14 protein-coding genes are annotated in these 16,915 nt (G+C 52.3%); 8 read left to right on the top strand and 6 right to left on the bottom strand.

The window, feature by feature from the left end; genetic code table 11:
- Window positions 1–28 precede the first annotated feature (28 nt).
- Both FDW95_RS19135 and FDW95_RS19130 read right to left on the bottom strand, forming a co-directional pair.
- The gene (locus tag FDW95_RS19135; protein WP_115259440.1) at window positions 29–823 is read right to left on the bottom strand and encodes a DUF2950 family protein; all 795 of its coding nucleotides are present in this window, start codon (window positions 821–823) and stop codon (window positions 29–31) included.
- A 10-nt stretch (window positions 824–833) separates the two neighbouring features.
- Window positions 834–2,438, bottom strand: coding sequence for a DUF3300 domain-containing protein (locus FDW95_RS19130; protein WP_115259439.1), 1,605 nt, complete (start codon window positions 2,436–2,438; stop codon window positions 834–836).
- 433 nt (window positions 2,439–2,871) lie between these two features.
- On the opposite strand from FDW95_RS19130, the gene acnB reads away from it, so the two are divergent.
- Both acnB and yacL read left to right on the top strand, forming a co-directional pair.
- Complete coding sequence (gene acnB / locus FDW95_RS19125; RefSeq protein ID WP_096758277.1) at window positions 2,872–5,469, top strand: bifunctional aconitate hydratase 2/2-methylisocitrate dehydratase; 2,598 nt, start codon at window positions 2,872–2,874, stop codon at window positions 5,467–5,469.
- 174 nt (window positions 5,470–5,643) lie between these two features.
- Complete coding sequence (yacL, locus tag FDW95_RS19120; protein WP_096758276.1) at window positions 5,644–6,006, top strand: protein YacL; 363 nt, start codon at window positions 5,644–5,646, stop codon at window positions 6,004–6,006.
- Window positions 6,007–6,038: 32 nt separating this feature from the next.
- Here yacL and FDW95_RS19115 read toward each other — a convergent pair whose 3' ends face one another.
- Complete coding sequence (locus tag FDW95_RS19115; protein ID WP_170973032.1) at window positions 6,039–8,090, bottom strand: glycoside hydrolase family 36 protein; 2,052 nt, start codon at window positions 8,088–8,090, stop codon at window positions 6,039–6,041.
- An 18-nt stretch (window positions 8,091–8,108) separates the two neighbouring features.
- On the bottom strand, window positions 8,109–9,512 hold the full coding sequence (locus FDW95_RS19110) for a sugar porter family MFS transporter (RefSeq protein ID WP_115259438.1): 1,404 nt from the start codon (window positions 9,510–9,512) through the stop codon (window positions 8,109–8,111).
- Window positions 9,513–9,745: 233 nt separating this feature from the next.
- Between FDW95_RS19110 and FDW95_RS19105 the strand changes: the two genes are divergently transcribed.
- Window positions 9,746–10,759: a LacI family DNA-binding transcriptional regulator gene (locus FDW95_RS19105; protein WP_115259437.1), complete on the top strand. Its 1,014-nt coding sequence runs from the start codon at window positions 9,746–9,748 to the stop codon at window positions 10,757–10,759.
- On the opposite strand, the gene FDW95_RS19100 is transcribed toward FDW95_RS19105, so the two are convergent.
- Window positions 10,752–11,099 (bottom strand): YacC family pilotin-like protein, encoded by a 348-nt coding sequence (locus FDW95_RS19100; protein ID WP_096758273.1) that lies wholly within the window; start codon window positions 11,097–11,099, stop codon window positions 10,752–10,754. The genes FDW95_RS19105 and FDW95_RS19100 overlap by 8 nt on opposite strands.
- Window positions 11,100–11,252: 153 nt before the next feature.
- On the opposite strand from FDW95_RS19100, the gene cueO reads away from it, so the two are divergent.
- The 3 genes from cueO (at window position 11,253) to hpt (ending at window position 14,297) form a co-directional block, all read left to right on the top strand.
- A complete protein-coding gene (cueO, locus tag FDW95_RS19095; protein ID WP_115259436.1) occupies window positions 11,253–12,863 on the top strand; it encodes a multicopper oxidase CueO in 1,611 nt (536 codons plus the stop codon).
- Window positions 12,864–12,988: 125 nt separating this feature from the next.
- On the top strand, window positions 12,989–13,513 hold the full coding sequence (locus FDW95_RS19090; RefSeq protein ID WP_096758271.1) for a hypothetical protein: 525 nt from the start codon (window positions 12,989–12,991) through the stop codon (window positions 13,511–13,513).
- A gap of 247 nt (window positions 13,514–13,760) precedes the next feature.
- Window positions 13,761–14,297 carry a hypoxanthine phosphoribosyltransferase gene (gene hpt, locus FDW95_RS19085; protein WP_003018658.1) on the top strand — a complete coding sequence of 179 codons (537 nt, stop codon included), beginning with the start codon at window positions 13,761–13,763 and terminating at the stop codon, window positions 14,295–14,297.
- 72 nt (window positions 14,298–14,369) lie between these two features.
- Here the strand turns inward: hpt and can are convergent, their stop codons facing one another.
- Window positions 14,370–15,032 (bottom strand): carbonate dehydratase, encoded by a 663-nt coding sequence (gene can / locus FDW95_RS19080; RefSeq protein WP_096758270.1) that lies wholly within the window; start codon window positions 15,030–15,032, stop codon window positions 14,370–14,372.
- 101 nt (window positions 15,033–15,133) lie between these two features.
- Between can and FDW95_RS19075 the strand changes: the two genes are divergently transcribed.
- Together FDW95_RS19075 and FDW95_RS19070 are read left to right on the top strand one after the other, a co-directional pair.
- Window positions 15,134–16,060 carry an ABC transporter ATP-binding protein gene (locus tag FDW95_RS19075; RefSeq protein WP_115259435.1) on the top strand — a complete coding sequence of 309 codons (927 nt, stop codon included), beginning with the start codon at window positions 15,134–15,136 and terminating at the stop codon, window positions 16,058–16,060.
- Window positions 16,057–16,827 (top strand): ABC transporter permease, encoded by a 771-nt coding sequence (locus tag FDW95_RS19070; protein WP_096758268.1) that lies wholly within the window; start codon window positions 16,057–16,059, stop codon window positions 16,825–16,827. The genes FDW95_RS19075 and FDW95_RS19070 overlap by 4 nt, the downstream gene beginning before the upstream one ends.
- Window positions 16,828–16,915 lie beyond the last annotated feature (88 nt).

Here is a 16,915-nt window from a genome sequence, read left to right as displayed (position 1 = left end):
CTGACCCGGCCTTAGGTTTTTCCCCGTTTTACTGCGTGACGGGTTGCCAGCTTTTATCCGGGGCGTAGGTGGTCAACGCCTGCGCTTTTTCTTGTGATGCTTCACCAAGATCTGCCTGGTAGACGGTGTCATCGCCGTTAATCATAAAGCTCATCACGCCCGTATGACCGTAGCTGACGGGCCAGGCCACCATCGCAAAGCCGCTGGTTTTGTCGGGAAGGATGCGGAAACGATAACCGTGATAACCCGTGCCAGGCTCTTGCGGGCTGAAGGCCGGTCCCAGAGGGCTTGGCGCTTCGCCTGGTGCAACGGGCCAGTACAGGCCATCCTTTTTCCCTTCCGTGCTGACAACCTTCTGCGCATACTTCTGGTTCATCGCAAAATAGCTCTGCTGAGCATCCACATAGGCGTGTAATGCCTCGATGGCGGCGAGTTCGTTGCGGCCAATTTCGCGAGTCTGGATCTCTTCGGCGGCCTGCTGCATATCAAATTGCCAGCCGGATGTGGTTTTGATCACCGGGATTGGCAACTGCCAGCCGCTGTCCCCGACAACAAGGTGCGCGGTATTGCCCTCGACGACGGTATTATGATGGACCTTCCAGTCACGCAGGAAGCGATCAACGGCATCAGGATCGACACCTTCTGACGGCAGAAAATCGCGCCAGTCTTCTCCAAGCAGGTTGTTCATCGCACTTTCATTTTGTTCACCTATCGCGCTGGCCAGTGCGTCGGTTGCCTGGTCTGGTGTACTGAAAGATTGCTGTGCCATCGCGGTGGCCGAAACCATGAACAACACCATTCCACTGAGTAATTTCATTTTCATGTCGGTTCCCTTAACGATGACGGAGTTCACGGTGTTCAGCGCGCCCGCCGGATGCCTGGCGCGATGGTTGGTTGCGGGATATTTCCCTGCTCTGAGCGCCTCGCTGCTGCTGTGCTTGCCAGCTGCCTGAGCGACTATCGTTACCGCTCAGCGCATTGGCGCGCGGCTGACTGGCGCGCTGTTGAGTATTCCGCTGTTGCACGTTGCGTTGCTGTGCAGGTTGCGAAACCCGTTTCTCCTGTCTCTGCGCGGTCGTCTGGCGAGTCTCTCGTTGTTGCGTGCTTGTCCGCTTCGCGGTTTGTGGTTTTGTGTCATAGCCACGGTAGTTGTTGCGCTGAGAAATCTGCTTCAACTGTTGATTTGATGCCTGGCGCTGAGCATCTTTCGTTCCCGGACGCGCGGTCTGAGAAAGCGTTTTACCCGTCGATTTCTCCATCTGACTCATGGCTGCCTGACGCTGGCTATCGCGGTTGACCGCTCTTTGCGGGTTTTGCTGGGTCGCACTGAGCCCGGTTGCCGTGTTTGTGGCGTGGAAGCGGTTATTGAGCTGGTTATTTGCATAGGGCACGCCCTCACGATAGGCCGGGTTATGCTGCCAGGTACGGTTGGCGTCAGTCAGCCGTTGACCACTGATTTTATTGAAGTTATCAACGTTGATATTGATGTTGTTATCGCCGTTGCGGTTATAACCGCCATGATTATCCCAGTCATCATTATTATGGTGGTGGTCCCAGTCGTCGTCGTCATCCCAGTCGATGTTGCTGAAGATGGCATAGGTTGTCGCTACCCCCAGACTGAAGCCTAAACCGTTAACGAAGCTGCTGCCAAATTGCTCACCGGGCGATGGCGGCAGATAGGTGGGCGGATAGGCGGTGTTTGGCCAGGTGCCGTACACCGTATTTGGGTTATAGGTCGGAACGTAAACCACCTGTGGATCGGCGGATTCAATTTTGATAACCGTTGGGCTTGTTGTGGTGGTGGTCGTGGTATGGGTTGTCGACTGACTGGTGTCGGTTTTCGTCGGTGCAGGCTTTGTTACGGTGGTAACCGTCTGCTGAGGCGTTGATTGTAATGCCCCGGTTTGCTGCGCCAGTGCGCGCAGGCGTTGAACGGAGTCCATCACGTCCTGTGGCTGCGCGAGGAAAGCATCACCCAGGCTTTGTACCCACGGCGGATTTTCACCTAACAGTGACATCAACTGAGGAAACGCGACCAGTGATTTTACGCTAGGGTCCCAGGGCTGTCCGGCAACGGCCTGAATAGCGGCGTCACCCTGCATTTTAGGATTGTCTTTAGACCACTGCGCGGCCTGGATAACGTTGGCCGGGTAGGTCGCCGCCATCAAAATTTGCGACAGCAATGCATCCGGGTACAGCGCGACTGGCGCAACCCACTGATCGATTTGTGCGGCAGTGTATGTTGGTGCGACAGCAGGTGCGGATTGCACGGCAGGTGCAGCTACGGGCGCTGGAGCAGGTGCTGAAGGTTGTTGTGCGACAGGGGCCGGTGCAACGGGTTCCGTTGTGCGGCTTTTGACGAACATCACGCCAGAGGCGGCAAACAGCCCGGCACTGCACAGAAGGACGAGCAGATGTGGCTTAAAGGGCAACTTCATAAAATGACTCCAACGAGACAAGCGCTGTGCCGTAAGGCGTTTCTGTTGCCGCGAGTATTATTCACCCGTGTTTTACAGTTTTGACTTTTATTGGGTAACCGCCCGGTATGTCCGGAAAAAGAGTGTGAACATTTATTACACAATTATATCTGATGCCTGAAAACGCGTAGAAATATTCTGATGCCGCCGTTTTAAATCAATCGCTTTAAGAGAGTGGGAGGGGACACAAATTTGCCTCGCCTCCTTGCTATACCATTCTTAACGATTCAGCCAATTTTTTATGTTGCTTTTTTGTAAACGGATTAACACTTAGTGAAAATCCTGTTATTGTGCCTTATGCGGTACCGGGCATTTACCCTACAAACTGCTGTCTCACAGGAGCGTGAAGAGAATCGCCTACCGCATATGACAATGAGAGCGAGGAGATACCGTCGTGCTAGAAGAATACCGTAAGCACGTAGCTGAGCGTGCCGCCTTAGGGATTGTGCCAAAACCGTTAGACGCAACCCAAATGGCCGCACTTGTCGAGCTGCTGAAGACTCCGCCTGTGGGCGAAGAAGAATTCCTGTTAGACCTGTTGATCAACCGCGTTCCTCCTGGCGTAGATGAAGCCGCTTATGTTAAAGCGGGTTTTCTTGCTGCCGTCGCGAAAGGCGACACTATGTCCCCGCTGGTGACACCAGAGAAAGCCATTGAACTGCTGGGCACCATGCAAGGCGGATACAACATTCATCCGCTGATTGACGCGCTGGACGATGCGAAACTGGCGCCGATTGCCGCTAAAGCACTGTCCCATACGCTGCTGATGTTCGATAACTTCTATGACGTAGAAGAAAAAGCCAAAGCGGGCAACGCCTACGCGAAGCAGGTAATGCAGTCCTGGGCCGATGCCGAATGGTTCCTGAACCGTCCAGCACTCGCTGAGAAAATGACCGTTACCGTGTTCAAAGTGACCGGCGAAACCAATACCGACGACCTGTCTCCGGCTCCGGATGCATGGTCGCGTCCGGATATCCCGCTGCACGCGCTGGCGATGTTGAAAAACGCCCGCGAAGGCATTGAGCCGGATCAACCGGGTGCCGTTGGTCCGATCAAACAGATTGAAGAACTGCAGAAGAAAGGCTACCCACTGGCCTACGTTGGCGACGTTGTCGGCACCGGTTCTTCACGTAAATCTGCGACCAACTCCGTACTGTGGTTCATGGGCGATGACATCCCGAACGTGCCGAACAAGCGCGGCGGTGGTCTGTGCCTCGGTGGTAAAATTGCGCCAATCTTCTTCAACACCATGGAAGATGCAGGCGCGCTGCCGATTGAAGTGGACGTAAACAACCTGAACATGGGCGACGTGATTGACGTTTACCCACTCAAAGGTGAAGTGCGTAACCATGAAACCAATGAACTGCTGGCGACCTTTGAGCTGAAAACCGATGTGCTGATTGACGAGGTACGCGCCGGTGGCCGTATTCCGCTGATCATCGGTCGCGGCCTGACCACCAAAGCGCGTGAAGCGCTGGGTCTGCCGCACAGCGACGTATTCCGTCAGGCGAAAGACGTGGCGGAAAGCAACCGCGGCTACTCGCTGGCACAGAAAATGGTCGGGCGTGCCTGCGGTGTTACCGGTATTCGTCCGGGTGCTTACTGCGAACCGAAAATGACCTCTGTAGGTTCTCAGGACACCACCGGTCCAATGACCCGTGATGAACTGAAAGACCTGGCGTGCCTGGGCTTCTCCGCAGACCTGGTGATGCAGTCGTTCTGTCATACCGCCGCCTATCCGAAGCCGGTTGACGTGACCACGCACCACACACTGCCTGACTTCATCATGAACCGTGGCGGCGTCTCGCTGCGTCCGGGCGATGGTGTTATTCACTCGTGGCTGAACCGCATGCTGCTGCCGGATACCGTCGGTACCGGTGGTGACTCGCATACCCGTTTCCCGATCGGTATTTCCTTCCCGGCGGGTTCTGGTCTGGTAGCGTTTGCCGCTGCAACCGGCGTGATGCCGCTGGATATGCCGGAGTCAGTGCTGGTGCGCTTCAAAGGCAAAATGCAGCCGGGTATCACCCTGCGCGATCTGGTCCATGCGATCCCGCTGTACGCGATCAAGCAGGGCCTGCTGACCGTTGAGAAGAAAGGTAAGAAAAACATCTTCTCCGGCCGCATCCTGGAAATCGAAGGCCTGCCGGATCTGAAAGTCGAGCAGGCATTTGAACTGACCGATGCGTCCGCTGAGCGTTCTGCTGCTGGCTGTACCATTAAGCTGAACAAAGAGCCGATCGTTGAGTACCTGACATCTAACATCGTCCTGCTGAAGTGGATGATCGCAGAAGGTTACGGTGACCGTCGTACGCTGGAACGTCGTATCCAGGGCATGGAAAAATGGCTGGCGGATCCACAGCTGCTCGAAGCCGACGCTGACGCAGATTATGCGGCAGTGATCGACATCGATCTGGCGGATATCAAAGAGCCAATCCTGTGTGCGCCGAACGATCCTGACGACGCGCGTCTGCTGTCTGACGTGCAGGGTGAGAAGATCGACGAAGTGTTCATCGGTTCCTGCATGACCAACATTGGTCACTTCCGTGCCGCAGGTAAGCTGCTGGATGCGCATAAAGGCCAGCTGCCGACCCGTCTGTGGGTGGCGCCGCCAACCCGTATGGATGCCGCACAGCTGACCGAAGAGGGCTATTACAGCGTCTTTGGTAAGAGCGGGGCGCGTATTGAGATCCCGGGCTGTTCACTGTGCATGGGTAACCAGGCGCGTGTGGCCGACGGTGCGACCGTGGTGTCAACGTCAACGCGTAACTTCCCGAACCGTTTAGGTACCGGCGCGAACGTCTATCTGGCGTCTGCGGAACTGGCGGCCGTGGCGGCGCTGATTGGCAAGCTGCCAACGGCGGAAGAGTATCAGACCTATGTTGCCCAGGTGGATAAAACCGCCGTGGATACCTACCGTTATCTGAACTTTGACCAGCTCTCTCAGTACACCGAGAAAGCGGACAGCGTGATTTTCCAGACGGCGGTATAATTCGCTAGCGGATTTTGCACAAAAACGCATCAATGCCCGGAGAGGTCAACTTCTTCGGGCATTTTTATTTCGATTCCTTATACCCGTTACGCTTTTTTTCTGCCGCGCTGCTGCGATAATTACAGCAAGGTGCAGTGCGGTATTGGCGCATTGCCGGGAGCAGAGGAACACATTATGGATTACGAATTTCTGCGCGATATTACCGGAGTGGTAAAAGTGCGTATGTCCATGGGCCACGAAGTGGTAGGGCACTGGTTTAATGAAGAAGTGAAAGAAAACCTAGCCTTACTGGATGAAGTGGAACAAGCAGCGCGTGCGGTAAAAGGCAGTGAGCGTTCCTGGCAGCGGGCAGGGCATGAGTACACGCTCTGGCTGGATGGCGAAGAAGTCATGGTGCGTGCCAATCAACTGGAGTTTACGGGCGACGAAATGGAAGAAGGGATGAACTACTACGACGAAGAGAGTTTGTCTCTGTGCGGCGTCGAAGATTTCCTGCAGGTGGTGGCGGCATACCGCGAATTTGTTCAGCAGAAATAATGACTGCCTCCCTGTCGGGAGGCGGTTTTCATTTAGTGGGCAAAAGTGAGATGAAACAATCTGGCGGTCAGTTTCTCCGGTAGTGAAATCATTAATTCATGTTTGTTGATCGTTGGCTGACAGAGCACTTTGGCGAAGTGCGGGTAAACGCAACTTGCCTGCGTGACGCCACCGAGTGGTAGCGTGATTGAACTCTGCTCACTTTCCATACGCCAGACCGCCAGCCAGGCTTCATTTTCGTTACGCAGACCAAATGCCAGCCACGGTGACGCGAAAGAGGGCATGCCAAGAGGCCAGAACGGCTCGAGGTGAGGGATCTGCTGGCGAAACGATTTATACAGTGCGATCCCTTCCTGAATCAGTTCGAAACGCTCTTCGCTCAGTTCCGCCAGATGCCCGCTTTGATGAACCCGCAGCAGCAGGCTATTCACCATGTTCATCACCACTTCTTCACGGTCGCCTTCACGTAAGGGATAAGACCAAATGGCGGCCTGTTCAGGCGTTACCGCCGAGGCCGCAGCGGCGGCAATCGAGGCCATTAAGCGATAGTCGGTCTGATCGGTAACGGATTGAATGCTGTGCTGCTGCAAAAGCGCATAGTCCATGCGCAAGCCGCCACTGCCGCAGTTTTCAATCACCAGTTGCGGGTAGCGAGCCATGATGTTTTTCAGCCAGCTAAGATAAGCCCTATTGTGCTGTAGCAATCCGTCGCCGGGGCTGTCGGCTGCGTACTCTGTCCCGATACCCGCATTAATGTTGTAATCCATTTTGATATAGCTGATGCCATATTCCTCGACCAGACGGGAAATAACCCGATCGGCATGCTCCAGCACTAAAGGATGGCGAAAATCCAGCTGATAGCGCTGATGGTCAATAACCCGTTTGCCGTGGCGCAGGAAAAAACACGCATCAGGTAAGGATTGCGCCAGCGGGCAGGCAATCCCCATCACTTCCAGTTCCAGCCACAACCCCGATTTCATGCCTTTGGCGGTAATATAATCGAGCGGTTCACGGATCCCTCCGGGAAAGCGTGTTGGTGCGGGAAGCCATTCGCCGACCCCGTCCCACCATTCACCATCAGAGTACCAGCCGCAGTCGATACAAAAGTACTCACATCCCGCATTTGCGGCGGCGTCAATGAGTGGCAGCAGCTTCGCGGTGGTTGGATCGCCGGAAAGACAGTTCATATAGTCATTGAATATCACCGGGAGCCACTGGTTATCCGCCGACGGGCGTAGTATTTTTCGTCGATAACGGGTAATTTCCCGTAGCGCTTCTTGCAACCCTCCCTGAACCAGCGCAACGGCGACCGGTACGGAAGTAAAGGTTTCTCCCGGAGCGAGATTTTTCCACCAATGACTTTCATTCTCGGTGGGGCCGCTGACTTGCAAATAGAGATGGTCGCGTAAATCGCCAATTTCCCACTGCCATGAGCCGCTGTGTTCAATCTGCCATAGTAGCGTGGTGCCAGCTGCGGTATCCTCAAAAGCGGCGCAGGGCAAATAGCCAATGCTGGACCAGGTTCCGGTACTCTCAACCGAGAGACGATCGAGTGAAAAATGGTTCACTTTATCCAGTCCGAGGTCCGGCAGTGAGCGACTCTTCCACTGTGCCTCGCCGTACCAGTTATTATGCGGCAAGTGCAGAAGTGCTGTTTTTTCCCATTGCTGGCTATTGATGGCAAACAGCGTTAAGGAGCTGACATATTCCAGTCCGAGGTGCTCAGGGGAATCATTGCGTACCTCGCACCAGACTCGCACCGTACGCGTGTCGCGAAAATGCTGAAGGTGCCAGCTTACGGCTATCGCATCACCGTTAAGGCTGATTTCAAGCTTCTTTCCCCGCTCATTTTCGCTAAAACAATGGGACTGGTAGCGTAACGATGAACCCGGCTCGCTGCCGGTATGTTTGCGGGCATGGTGATCGTTTTGGTTGTAGCCGCTGGCATGTACCTGTACCAGCGGAAACTCCCCGTGCACCGCGCAATCTCTGGTTGTTGAAAACCGGCTAATATAAATTTGCTGTTTTTCATTAAGCGAAAAAGAAATATACAAATTATCTTCAGTAAATTCTATAAAACTCATGTCCGATACTCCATTTTATCATCGGCCAATGTTGCGTAATTTTTTTCCTGCCATTAGATTCTGTTCAATTTTTTCTAGTGAAATGTTTTTTGTTTCAGGAACAAAGAAATAAATAATGATAATGGCAGTAAGGTTTAATAAGGCATATAGATAGAACGTGTGGGCGCTACCTAATGTATTGAGTAGCGACAGGAAGGTTGCACTGACAATCATCCCGGCGATATGGCAGGTAAATGTGGAACAGGTAATGCCAAATTCACGCCCTTTTAATGGCTGAATTTCGGAGCATAATAACCAGATTAGCGGGCCTGCTGACATAGAAAAACCGACGATAAACAGTAGCAGCATCGCCACGGTGACGCCTTTCTCCATCACCGATAACGCATCACCACCCAGTAGTGAGCCTACCACACTCATCGCAATGCCCATGGTGATAAAACCAACATACAGCATAGGCTTACGTCCCCAACGGTCGACAAAACCGACGGCGATAAAGGTCGCCACCGTCATCACCAGGCCAACGATTACCGTTCCCCACATTTGGTCTGCTGTAGAACTAAAGCCAATTTCGTGGAAGATACGCGGCGCGTAGTACATCATCACATTGACGCCGGAGAACTGTTGCATGACTTGCAGGACGATCCCTAATCCGACACTACGGCGAAAGTGTTTATTTTCTTTAAATAAATGCCAGCCGTGTTGTTTAACTTTAAGCTGTTCTTTAATTTCCTGCAGCTCGCTTTCAACCTCTTCGCGGCTGTTGCGCAGGCGCAGCAATACGGCTCTGGCATCCTCTTCTCTGCCATGCATCATCAGCCAGCGTGGGCTACGAGGCAGGAACAAAGCGCCAAACAGGAAAACCAGTGATGGGATAGCCACAACCAGCAGCATTCCACGCCAGTTGCCGCTGTAGCTGAAGGCGGTATTGGTCAGAAAGACGATTAAAATTCCGAGAGCAATCATTAACTGATAAGCGGAAATCATCGCACCGCGGATATTTTTTGGCGTGATTTCAGAAAGATAAAGCGGCGTTGCGTAAGAGGCGACGCCGAGGCCAACACCGAGAATTAAGCGACCGGCGATCAACATATCCGCGCTGACGGCACAGGTACAGATAATGGCACCGATACAGAATGAGCCAGCGGCAATGAGCAGGGCATATTTACGCCCTAATCGATACGCCAGAAAGCCGCTGCACAGGGTTGCAGCTGCGGCACCGACCATCATTGAGCTGACGATCCATTCTTGTTGGTTATCAAGTAGATGATATTCTTTGGCGATAAGCGGGAGTGCGCCGGAGATGACGCCAATATCCAGGCCGAATAACAAACCGGCGAGAGCCGCTAACAGACAAATCCAAATCACCTGTGGCCGTGTTTTATTGACGGATGCCGCAACAGGAAGCGGGCTATCTAATTGCATAGGGATTACCTTTGTTAGTTTTGTTTGTAGGTGTCTTAAAAAAATACTTAATCGATTTCGTATTATTTTATGCTAGATCTGAAAAATAACGATAGCAATGGCTTTTCCTACGTAATTGTGATCTCTTCAACATAATCATGTTGTGTTAAAATGATTTTTTATTGTCATCGGGAAATTAATGGTTTAGATTGCAGAAATATCCTTGTCTGAAGCAATTTAGTCCATGCGGAAAAATGAATATTAAAGAACTTGCTGAGTTTCTGAATCTTTCTACGGCGACGGTCTCGAAGGCGTTGAATAACAAAAGCGATATCAGTAACCATACGCGGAAAAAAGTGCTGGAGGCGGCGGAAAAACTGGGCTATCGGCCGAATGCTTCCGCCCGGCATCTGCGCAGCGGTAAGGTGGGGGCCGTGGCGCTGCTGCTGCCTGCCGCAGACGGCGGCAACGTTCATACCGCATCATTTTTTATGCGTATTGCCAGAGGGCTACAGTCCAGCTTGAAAGCCAGCGGTATCGATCCTGTCATCCACATCACCACAGATCGGCAGGGGGAGCAGCAACTGTTGCAAAAAATCATTGAGCAAAACCGTGCGGATGCGGTCATCCTGACGGATACGCGTATTGATGATGAGCGGATTTTATTGCTGAACGATCGACGGTTTCCTTTCGTCACGATGGGACAAAGTCGGGTGCTGAAAGGGCATTTTAACTGGGTCGATTTCCACCATGAAGAGATGGGGCGGCAGTGCGTGCGTTTTGCGCTGCGTCAGGGGGCAAAGCGTATTGCTGTTGCGACGCTAGGTGCTGACAGCATGCATGGGCTGCAGTTTCTTGACGGCTGTCTGGAGGAAATGCGTGAAAGTGGACAAACGCCGAACGACGGGCTGATTTTCTTTGGTGCCGTTGCTGAGTCATCTGGTGAGGAGGCCATGCAGAAGTTTATGCAGCAAAATGCAAAGCCTGACTTTATTATTTTTATTAACGACTTTCTGCTGATGGGCGCCTGCCATTATCTGGCTGGATTGCCTGATTGCGGTCTGGATGAAAAGTCGATGCTGTGCGCCACGGCGAGCAGCGACTTTTCGTCACGGGTGATGTCGTCCGCCTGCCTGTTTACCGTCGATCACGAAGAGGTCGGGCGACAGTTGGGCGAAGCGGTACTACGGGTGACACAGGGGGATAACGCGGTGAAGTCGGTTTTGCTGACGCTGCCGGTCAACGCCATCCGGCATCACATTATTTAACGTAGGCCAACAGGCTCAGGGAGTCACGCGCCAGCGCTTTGCACTTTTTGGCAACCGGGATCCCGATACCGCTTAAATCGCGATAGCTGTCTTCACCGAGTGATTTCATGTCGAAGGTGTCGTAATTACTGAGGTCCCACTGGTTCTGCTGGGCAAAAAAGACCAGTGCGCGACGGATCTGCCCATTGGGCAAATTCTGGTATCCACAGTCATTTTTCAGAAAGACAAACACTGCCGTTAAATCGGCCATATCTTCGGCTTCGGACTCGCTGAGCGCGTAGCTATTTGCGCATACGGCCATCAGGCTGCCGAACAAAATTGTTCTGAAAAACGTCTTCATTGCTTCTACCACTGCATCACGGAATTTAAACGTTAGCACACTGCGAGCGAAGCGACGACCTTTATTATCAGCGGTTCACTTGACCTTCCCGTAAGGGGAAGGCTTATGCTTAAAAGATAGCCTGCTTAAGCTGCTGAATATAAGGAAGTGATTATGCAACGTCGTGACTTTTTAAAGTACTCCGTGGCGCTGGGCGTCGCGTCAGCGTTACCTCTCTGGAGCCGTTCGGTTTTCGCTGCTGAGCGTCCTGCGTTACCTATCCCTGATCTGTTAACGACAGATGCTGCCGATCGTATACAGTTGATCGTTCAAGCCGGGCAGTCGACCTTTGCAGGTAAAACCGCGACCACCTGGGGATATAACGGTAATTTACTGGGACCGGCGCTGAAACTGCAGAAAGGTAAAGCGGTCACCGTTGATATCCATAATCAGCTGGCCGAAGAGACGACGCTGCACTGGCACGGCCTGGAAATTCCCGGTGACGTCGATGGCGGACCGCAAGGGGTTATTCAGGCGGGCGGGAAACGTTCTGTGACCTTCACGCCCGAACAACGGGCAGCGACCTGCTGGTTCCACCCACATCAGCACGGCAAAACCGGTCGTCAGGTGGCGATGGGGCTGGCCGGACTGGTGCTGATTGAAGATGAGGACATCCACAAACTGCTGTTGCCGAAACAGTGGGGCATTGATGATGTTCCGGTGATTATTCAGGACAAACAGTTCTCCGCAGACGGACAAATTAACTATCAGCTGGATATGATGACCGCCGCCGTCGGGTGGTTTGGCGATACGCTGCTGACTAACGGGGCGATGTATCCGCAGCATGCCGCGCCGCGCGGTTGGCTGCGTCTGCGTTTGCTGAATGGCTGTAACGCCCGCTCACTTAACGTGGCGGCCAGCGACAACCGTCCACTGTACGTCATTGCCAGCGACGGCGGACTGTTGGCAGAGCCGGTGAAAGTCTCCGAGCTGCCCATGCTGATGGGCGAACGGTTTGAAGTGCTGGTGGATATCAGCGATGGCAAAGCTTTTGATCTGGTCACGCTGCCGGTGAGCCAGATGGGGATGGCGATTGCGCCCTTTGATAAGCCGCATCCGGTGATGCGCATTCAGCCGTTGCGTATCACCGCTTCCGGTACGCTGCCAGACACGTTGACCACCCTGCCAGCCTTGCCTTCACTGGAAGGACTGACGGTGCGCAGGCTGCAGCTGTCTATGGACCCGATGCTCGACATGATGGGCATGCAGATGCTGATGCAGAAATATGGCGACCAGGCCATGGCAGGCATGGGGCATGGGCAGATGATGGGGCATATGAATAATGGCGAGATGGGCCACGGTAAAATGAATCATGGCAACATGAATCACGGTAATATGAATCACGGCAATATGGGTAGCATGGACCACGGCGGGACGTTCGATTTCCATAATGCCAACCGCATTAATGGCCAGGTATTTGATATGAATAAACCGATGTTTGCCGCGACGAAAGGTCAGCACGAACGCTGGGTGATTTCCGGGCAGGGCGACATGATGCTGCATCCGTTCCATATTCACGGCACCCAATTCCGCATTCTGTCTGAGAACGGTAAAGCACCGGCGGCGCACCGTGCGGGCTGGAAGGATACTGTTCGTGTTGAAGGCGGCGTCAGCGAAGTATTAGTGAAGTTTGATCACGATGCACCGAAAGAGCATGCCTATATGGCGCACTGCCATCTGTTAGAGCATGAAGACACCGGCATGATGCTCGGCTTTACCGTGTAACAAAATGACCGGATGGCATTTTTGCCATCCGGTAAAACAGGATGTTCTTAAAATGGGCATTTACCGTTTCATTCATTAGCGCGGCGGATATACTGATATGATTAATAATAAATCATGAGGTTAGAATGGATCTTTTCCGCAAGGTACTCACCGCATCTTTTGTCATGATGGTGGCGATTTCAGCGCATGCCGAAATGAAAATGCAACGCCAGAATATCCCGCAGCTCAATTTGAGTATCGAAATTCCGCAAACGCTGACGCCAATGTCCGACGAAATGGCGAAAATTAAGTACCCTTCGGAAAATCGTCCGCAGGTTATTTATGGCGACGAGCGTGGCAAGGCCTCTTTAGGGATGACCGCCGGGCGCAGCGCGTTGCCCGCATCACAGTTGGATCAAGCGAAAGATGCGATGCTAAAAATGCTGACTAACTTCAAACCGCAGGCGGAAGCCGTGACCGTGGATGGGCATAAAGCCTGGCTAATTACCTTCCGCTCCCAGGCGCCGGATACCGAAATCCTGAATATGATGCTGGTAACGTCGGAAAAAGATAAAGCCGTGCAGGTCGCTTTTAATATGACCAAAGATTTGGTTGAACAATATCAGGATGTGGCGAAAGCATCGTTAATGTCGCTTAAATTTGATAAGTGATTGTTGTCAAAAATCTGAGAGCAATAAAATACCCGCAGTAAATAGCGGGTATTTTTATTGAGTCTTGCTCAGGGTGGCCAGGGAAGACCCATGTTCTCTGTTCTGGTGTGGGGTAAAGATACCGTCATAGGACAACAGATGCCGCGAATAAAGGCTTTTACTGGTATACTTCGTACCTTGCGCTTAGATGCTGTCTTATTAAGAGTGAGCATTGAGTGATTTGTTTTTAAATCATATGGTTAGAGATATGAAACATACTGTAGAAGTCATGATCCCGGAAGCGGAGATCAAAGCGCGCATTGCTGAACTCGGGCGTCAGATTAACGAACGTTACAAGGACAGCGGCAGTGACATGGTGCTGGTTGGTCTGTTACGCGGCTCATTTATGTTTATGGCAGACCTGTGCCGTGAAGTGCATGTCTCCCACGAAGTCGACTTCATGACTGCCTCAAGCTACGGCAGCGGCATGTCGACTACCCGTGATGTTAAAATCCTCAAAGACCTGGATGAAGACATTCGTGGTAAAGATGTACTGATTGTCGAAGATATCATCGACTCCGGTAACACGCTGTCAAAAGTGCGTGAAATCCTCAGCCTGCGCGAGCCGAAATCTCTGGCTATTTGTACGCTGCTGGACAAACCCTCCCGTCGTGAAGTGAATGTTCCAGTCGAATTTATCGGCTTTTCCATTCCGGATGAGTTTGTTGTCGGTTATGGCATTGACTACGCCCAGCGTTATCGCCATCTGCCGTATGTTGGCAAAGTGGTACTGCTGGACGAGTAAAACTGCGAACGTGCCTGATGGTGAGCGTTTTGTAGGCCGGGTAAGGCGTAGCCGCCCCCCGGCAATGTTGCGTTACTTATGGTTACTGTGCTTTTGGCTGAGGTTCGACAGCCCCTGTCGGTAGCGCTGTTCCAGGGATTCACGGCTGGTGGCGGTCACGTCCAGATCGCGAAGTAGGCCATCATGAATACCGTAGGCCCATCCGTGAATAGTGACCTTCTGACCACGCTTCCAGGCTGAACGCATGATGGTGGAGTGGCCCAGGTTGTAGACCTGCTCCATGACATTCAGCTCGCACAGTGTATCAATACGACGCTCCGGCGGCATTTCCCCGAGCAGCGAGCTGTGTTTAAACCAGATATCGCGGATATGCAGCAACCAGTTATCAATCAGTCCCAATTCTGTGTTTTCAATGGCGGCCTGTACGCCACCGCAACCGTAGTGCCCACAAATAATAATGTGTTCCACTTCCAGCACATCAACCGCATACTGAACCACTGAGAGGCAGTTCAGATCGGTATGAATTACCAGATTGGCAACATTACGGTGAACAAATAATTCGCCCGGTTCAAGACCGGTTAAACGTTCCGCGGGAACGCGGCTATCGGAGCATCCAATCCATAGAAAGCGCGGATTCTGCGCATGCGTCAGCGTTTCAAAAAATCCGGGGTCCTCTTCTATCAGCATCTTTGACCATAGTGCATTGTTGCTGATAAGTGTATCTATGTCTTTCATGGAGGCTGTAACCCAGTAAATTGCGTTGCGCTAATATAGGGTAACTCCTGATTTATTAAAACCAAATATCAAGTATTAGAATGTAAGGTAAGTAAAAAACCATGACCATTGCTCTGGAACTTCAACAACTTAAAAAGACTTATCCCGGTGGCGTTCAGGCGCTACGCGGCATAGATTTGCAAGTCGAAGCGGGTGATTTTTATGCGCTTTTAGGTCCTAACGGCGCAGGAAAGTCCACCACCATCGGGATTATCAGCTCGCTGGTGAACAAATCCTCAGGGCGGGTGAGCGTCTTTGGCTACGATCTTGAAAAAGATACGGTTAACGCTAAACGCCAGCTTGGGCTCGTGCCGCAGGAGTTTAACTTTAACCCGTTTGAAACCGTGCAGCAGATCGTGGTGAACCAGGCGGGCTATTACGGCGTTGAGTATAAAGAGGCGGTAAAACGCAGCAAAATTTATCTAAAACAGCTCGATCTGTGGGAAAAACGTAACGAACGGGCGCGTATGTTGTCCGGCGGTATGAAGCGACGTTTGATGATCGCCCGTGCCTTGATGCATGAGCCGAAGCTACTGATCCTCGATGAACCGACGGCGGGCGTTGATATCGAACTGCGTCGTTCAATGTGGGGATTTTTAAAAGATTTAAACGACAAAGGCACGACGATTATTCTGACCACCCACTACCTCGAAGAGGCGGAAATGCTGTGCCGTAATATCGGTATTATTCAGCATGGTGAGCTGGTGGAGAATACGTCGATGAAAAACCTGCTTTCCAAACTGAAATCCGAGACCTTTATTCTCGATTTAGCAGCGAAAAGCCCGTTGCCCAAACTGGAGGGCTATCAATACCGTCTGGTTGATACTTCCACGCTGGAAGTCGAAGTGCTGAGAGAGCAGGGGGTAAACAGCGTGTTTTCCCAGCTGAGCGCCCAGGGCGTTCAGGTATTGAGTATGCGTAACAAGGCGAACCGACTGGAGGAGCTGTTTGTTTCTCTGGTGCATGACAAACAAGGAGATCGCACATGATGCAGCTTTACTGGGTCGCACTGAAAAGCATCTGGGCGAAAGAGATCCACCGTTTTATGCGGATCTGGATCCAGACGCTGGTCCCACCGGTCATTACCATGACGCTGTATTTTATTATCTTCGGTAATTTGATTGGCTCACGCATCGGCGAAATGCACGGCTTTAGCTATATGCAGTTCATCGTACCGGGGCTGATTATGATGGCGGTCATTACCAATTCGTACGCCAACGTCGCGTCGTCATTTTTCAGCGCCAAGTTTCAACGCAACATTGAAGAACTGCTGGTCGCGCCGGTACCGACGCACGTCATTATTACCGGTTTTGTCGGTGGTGGCGTGGCGCGCGGGCTGTGCGTAGGTATTCTGGTGACCGCTATCTCCCTGTTCTTTGTGCCGTTTCAGGTACATTCGTGGGTCTTTGTGGCGCTTACGCTCGTCCTGACGGCGGTCCTGTTCTCGCTGGCCGGATTGCTGAATGCGGTTTTTGCCAAAACCTTTGACGATATCAGTCTGATCCCGACCTTTGTGCTGACACCGCTGACCTACCTGGGCGGCGTGTTCTACTCGCTAACGCTGCTGCCGCCGTTCTGGCAGGGACTGTCGCACCTGAACCCGATTGTCTACATGATCAGTGGTTTCCGCTACGGTTTCCTCGGCATTCATGATGTACCGCTGGTCACGACCTTTGGCGTGCTGGTGGTGTTTATTGCCGCCTTTTATTTACTCTGCTGGTATCTGATTCAACGCGGACGTGGGTTACGTAGCTGATTCTTTCTTCCTCTCCCGGACCGGGAGAGGAAGACTTTTGATGTTTATCACCGTTATGTATTTATCACCCTGATAAACTACTTGTCTG

Origin of the sequence: Citrobacter sp. wls718 (genome assembly GCF_005280945.1) — a bacterium.
GTDB classification, from domain to species: domain Bacteria; phylum Pseudomonadota; class Gammaproteobacteria; order Enterobacterales; family Enterobacteriaceae; genus Citrobacter; species Citrobacter gillenii.
Note: the sequence above shows the minus strand (reverse complement) of the source record. Positions and strands in the feature narration are given on the sequence as shown.

Bases quoted from the DNA above. Each gene is read 5' to 3' on its own strand.
- FDW95_RS19135 (WP_115259440.1), bottom strand. From the start codon at position 823: ATGAAAATGAAATTACTCAGTGGAATGGTGTTGTTCATGGTTTCGGCC.
- FDW95_RS19130 (WP_115259439.1), bottom strand. From the start codon at position 2,438: ATGAAGTTGCCCTTTAAGCCACATCTGCTCGTCCTTCTGTGCAGTGCC.
- yacL (WP_096758276.1), top strand. From the start codon at position 5,644: ATGGATTACGAATTTCTGCGCGATATTACCGGAGTGGTAAAAGTGCGT.
- FDW95_RS19115 (WP_170973032.1), bottom strand. From the start codon at position 8,090: ATGAGTTTTATAGAATTTACTGAAGATAATTTGTATATTTCTTTTTCG.
- FDW95_RS19110 (WP_115259438.1), bottom strand. From the start codon at position 9,512: ATGCAATTAGATAGCCCGCTTCCTGTTGCGGCATCCGTCAATAAAACA.
- FDW95_RS19105 (WP_115259437.1), top strand. From the start codon at position 9,746: ATGAATATTAAAGAACTTGCTGAGTTTCTGAATCTTTCTACGGCGACG.
- FDW95_RS19100 (WP_096758273.1), bottom strand. From the start codon at position 11,099: ATGAAGACGTTTTTCAGAACAATTTTGTTCGGCAGCCTGATGGCCGTA.
- cueO (WP_115259436.1), top strand. From the start codon at position 11,253: ATGCAACGTCGTGACTTTTTAAAGTACTCCGTGGCGCTGGGCGTCGCG.
- FDW95_RS19090 (WP_096758271.1), top strand. From the start codon at position 12,989: ATGGATCTTTTCCGCAAGGTACTCACCGCATCTTTTGTCATGATGGTG.
- hpt (WP_003018658.1), top strand. From the start codon at position 13,761: ATGAAACATACTGTAGAAGTCATGATCCCGGAAGCGGAGATCAAAGCG.
- can (WP_096758270.1), bottom strand. From the start codon at position 15,032: ATGAAAGACATAGATACACTTATCAGCAACAATGCACTATGGTCAAAG.
- FDW95_RS19075 (WP_115259435.1), top strand. From the start codon at position 15,134: ATGACCATTGCTCTGGAACTTCAACAACTTAAAAAGACTTATCCCGGT.
- FDW95_RS19070 (WP_096758268.1), top strand. From the start codon at position 16,057: ATGATGCAGCTTTACTGGGTCGCACTGAAAAGCATCTGGGCGAAAGAG.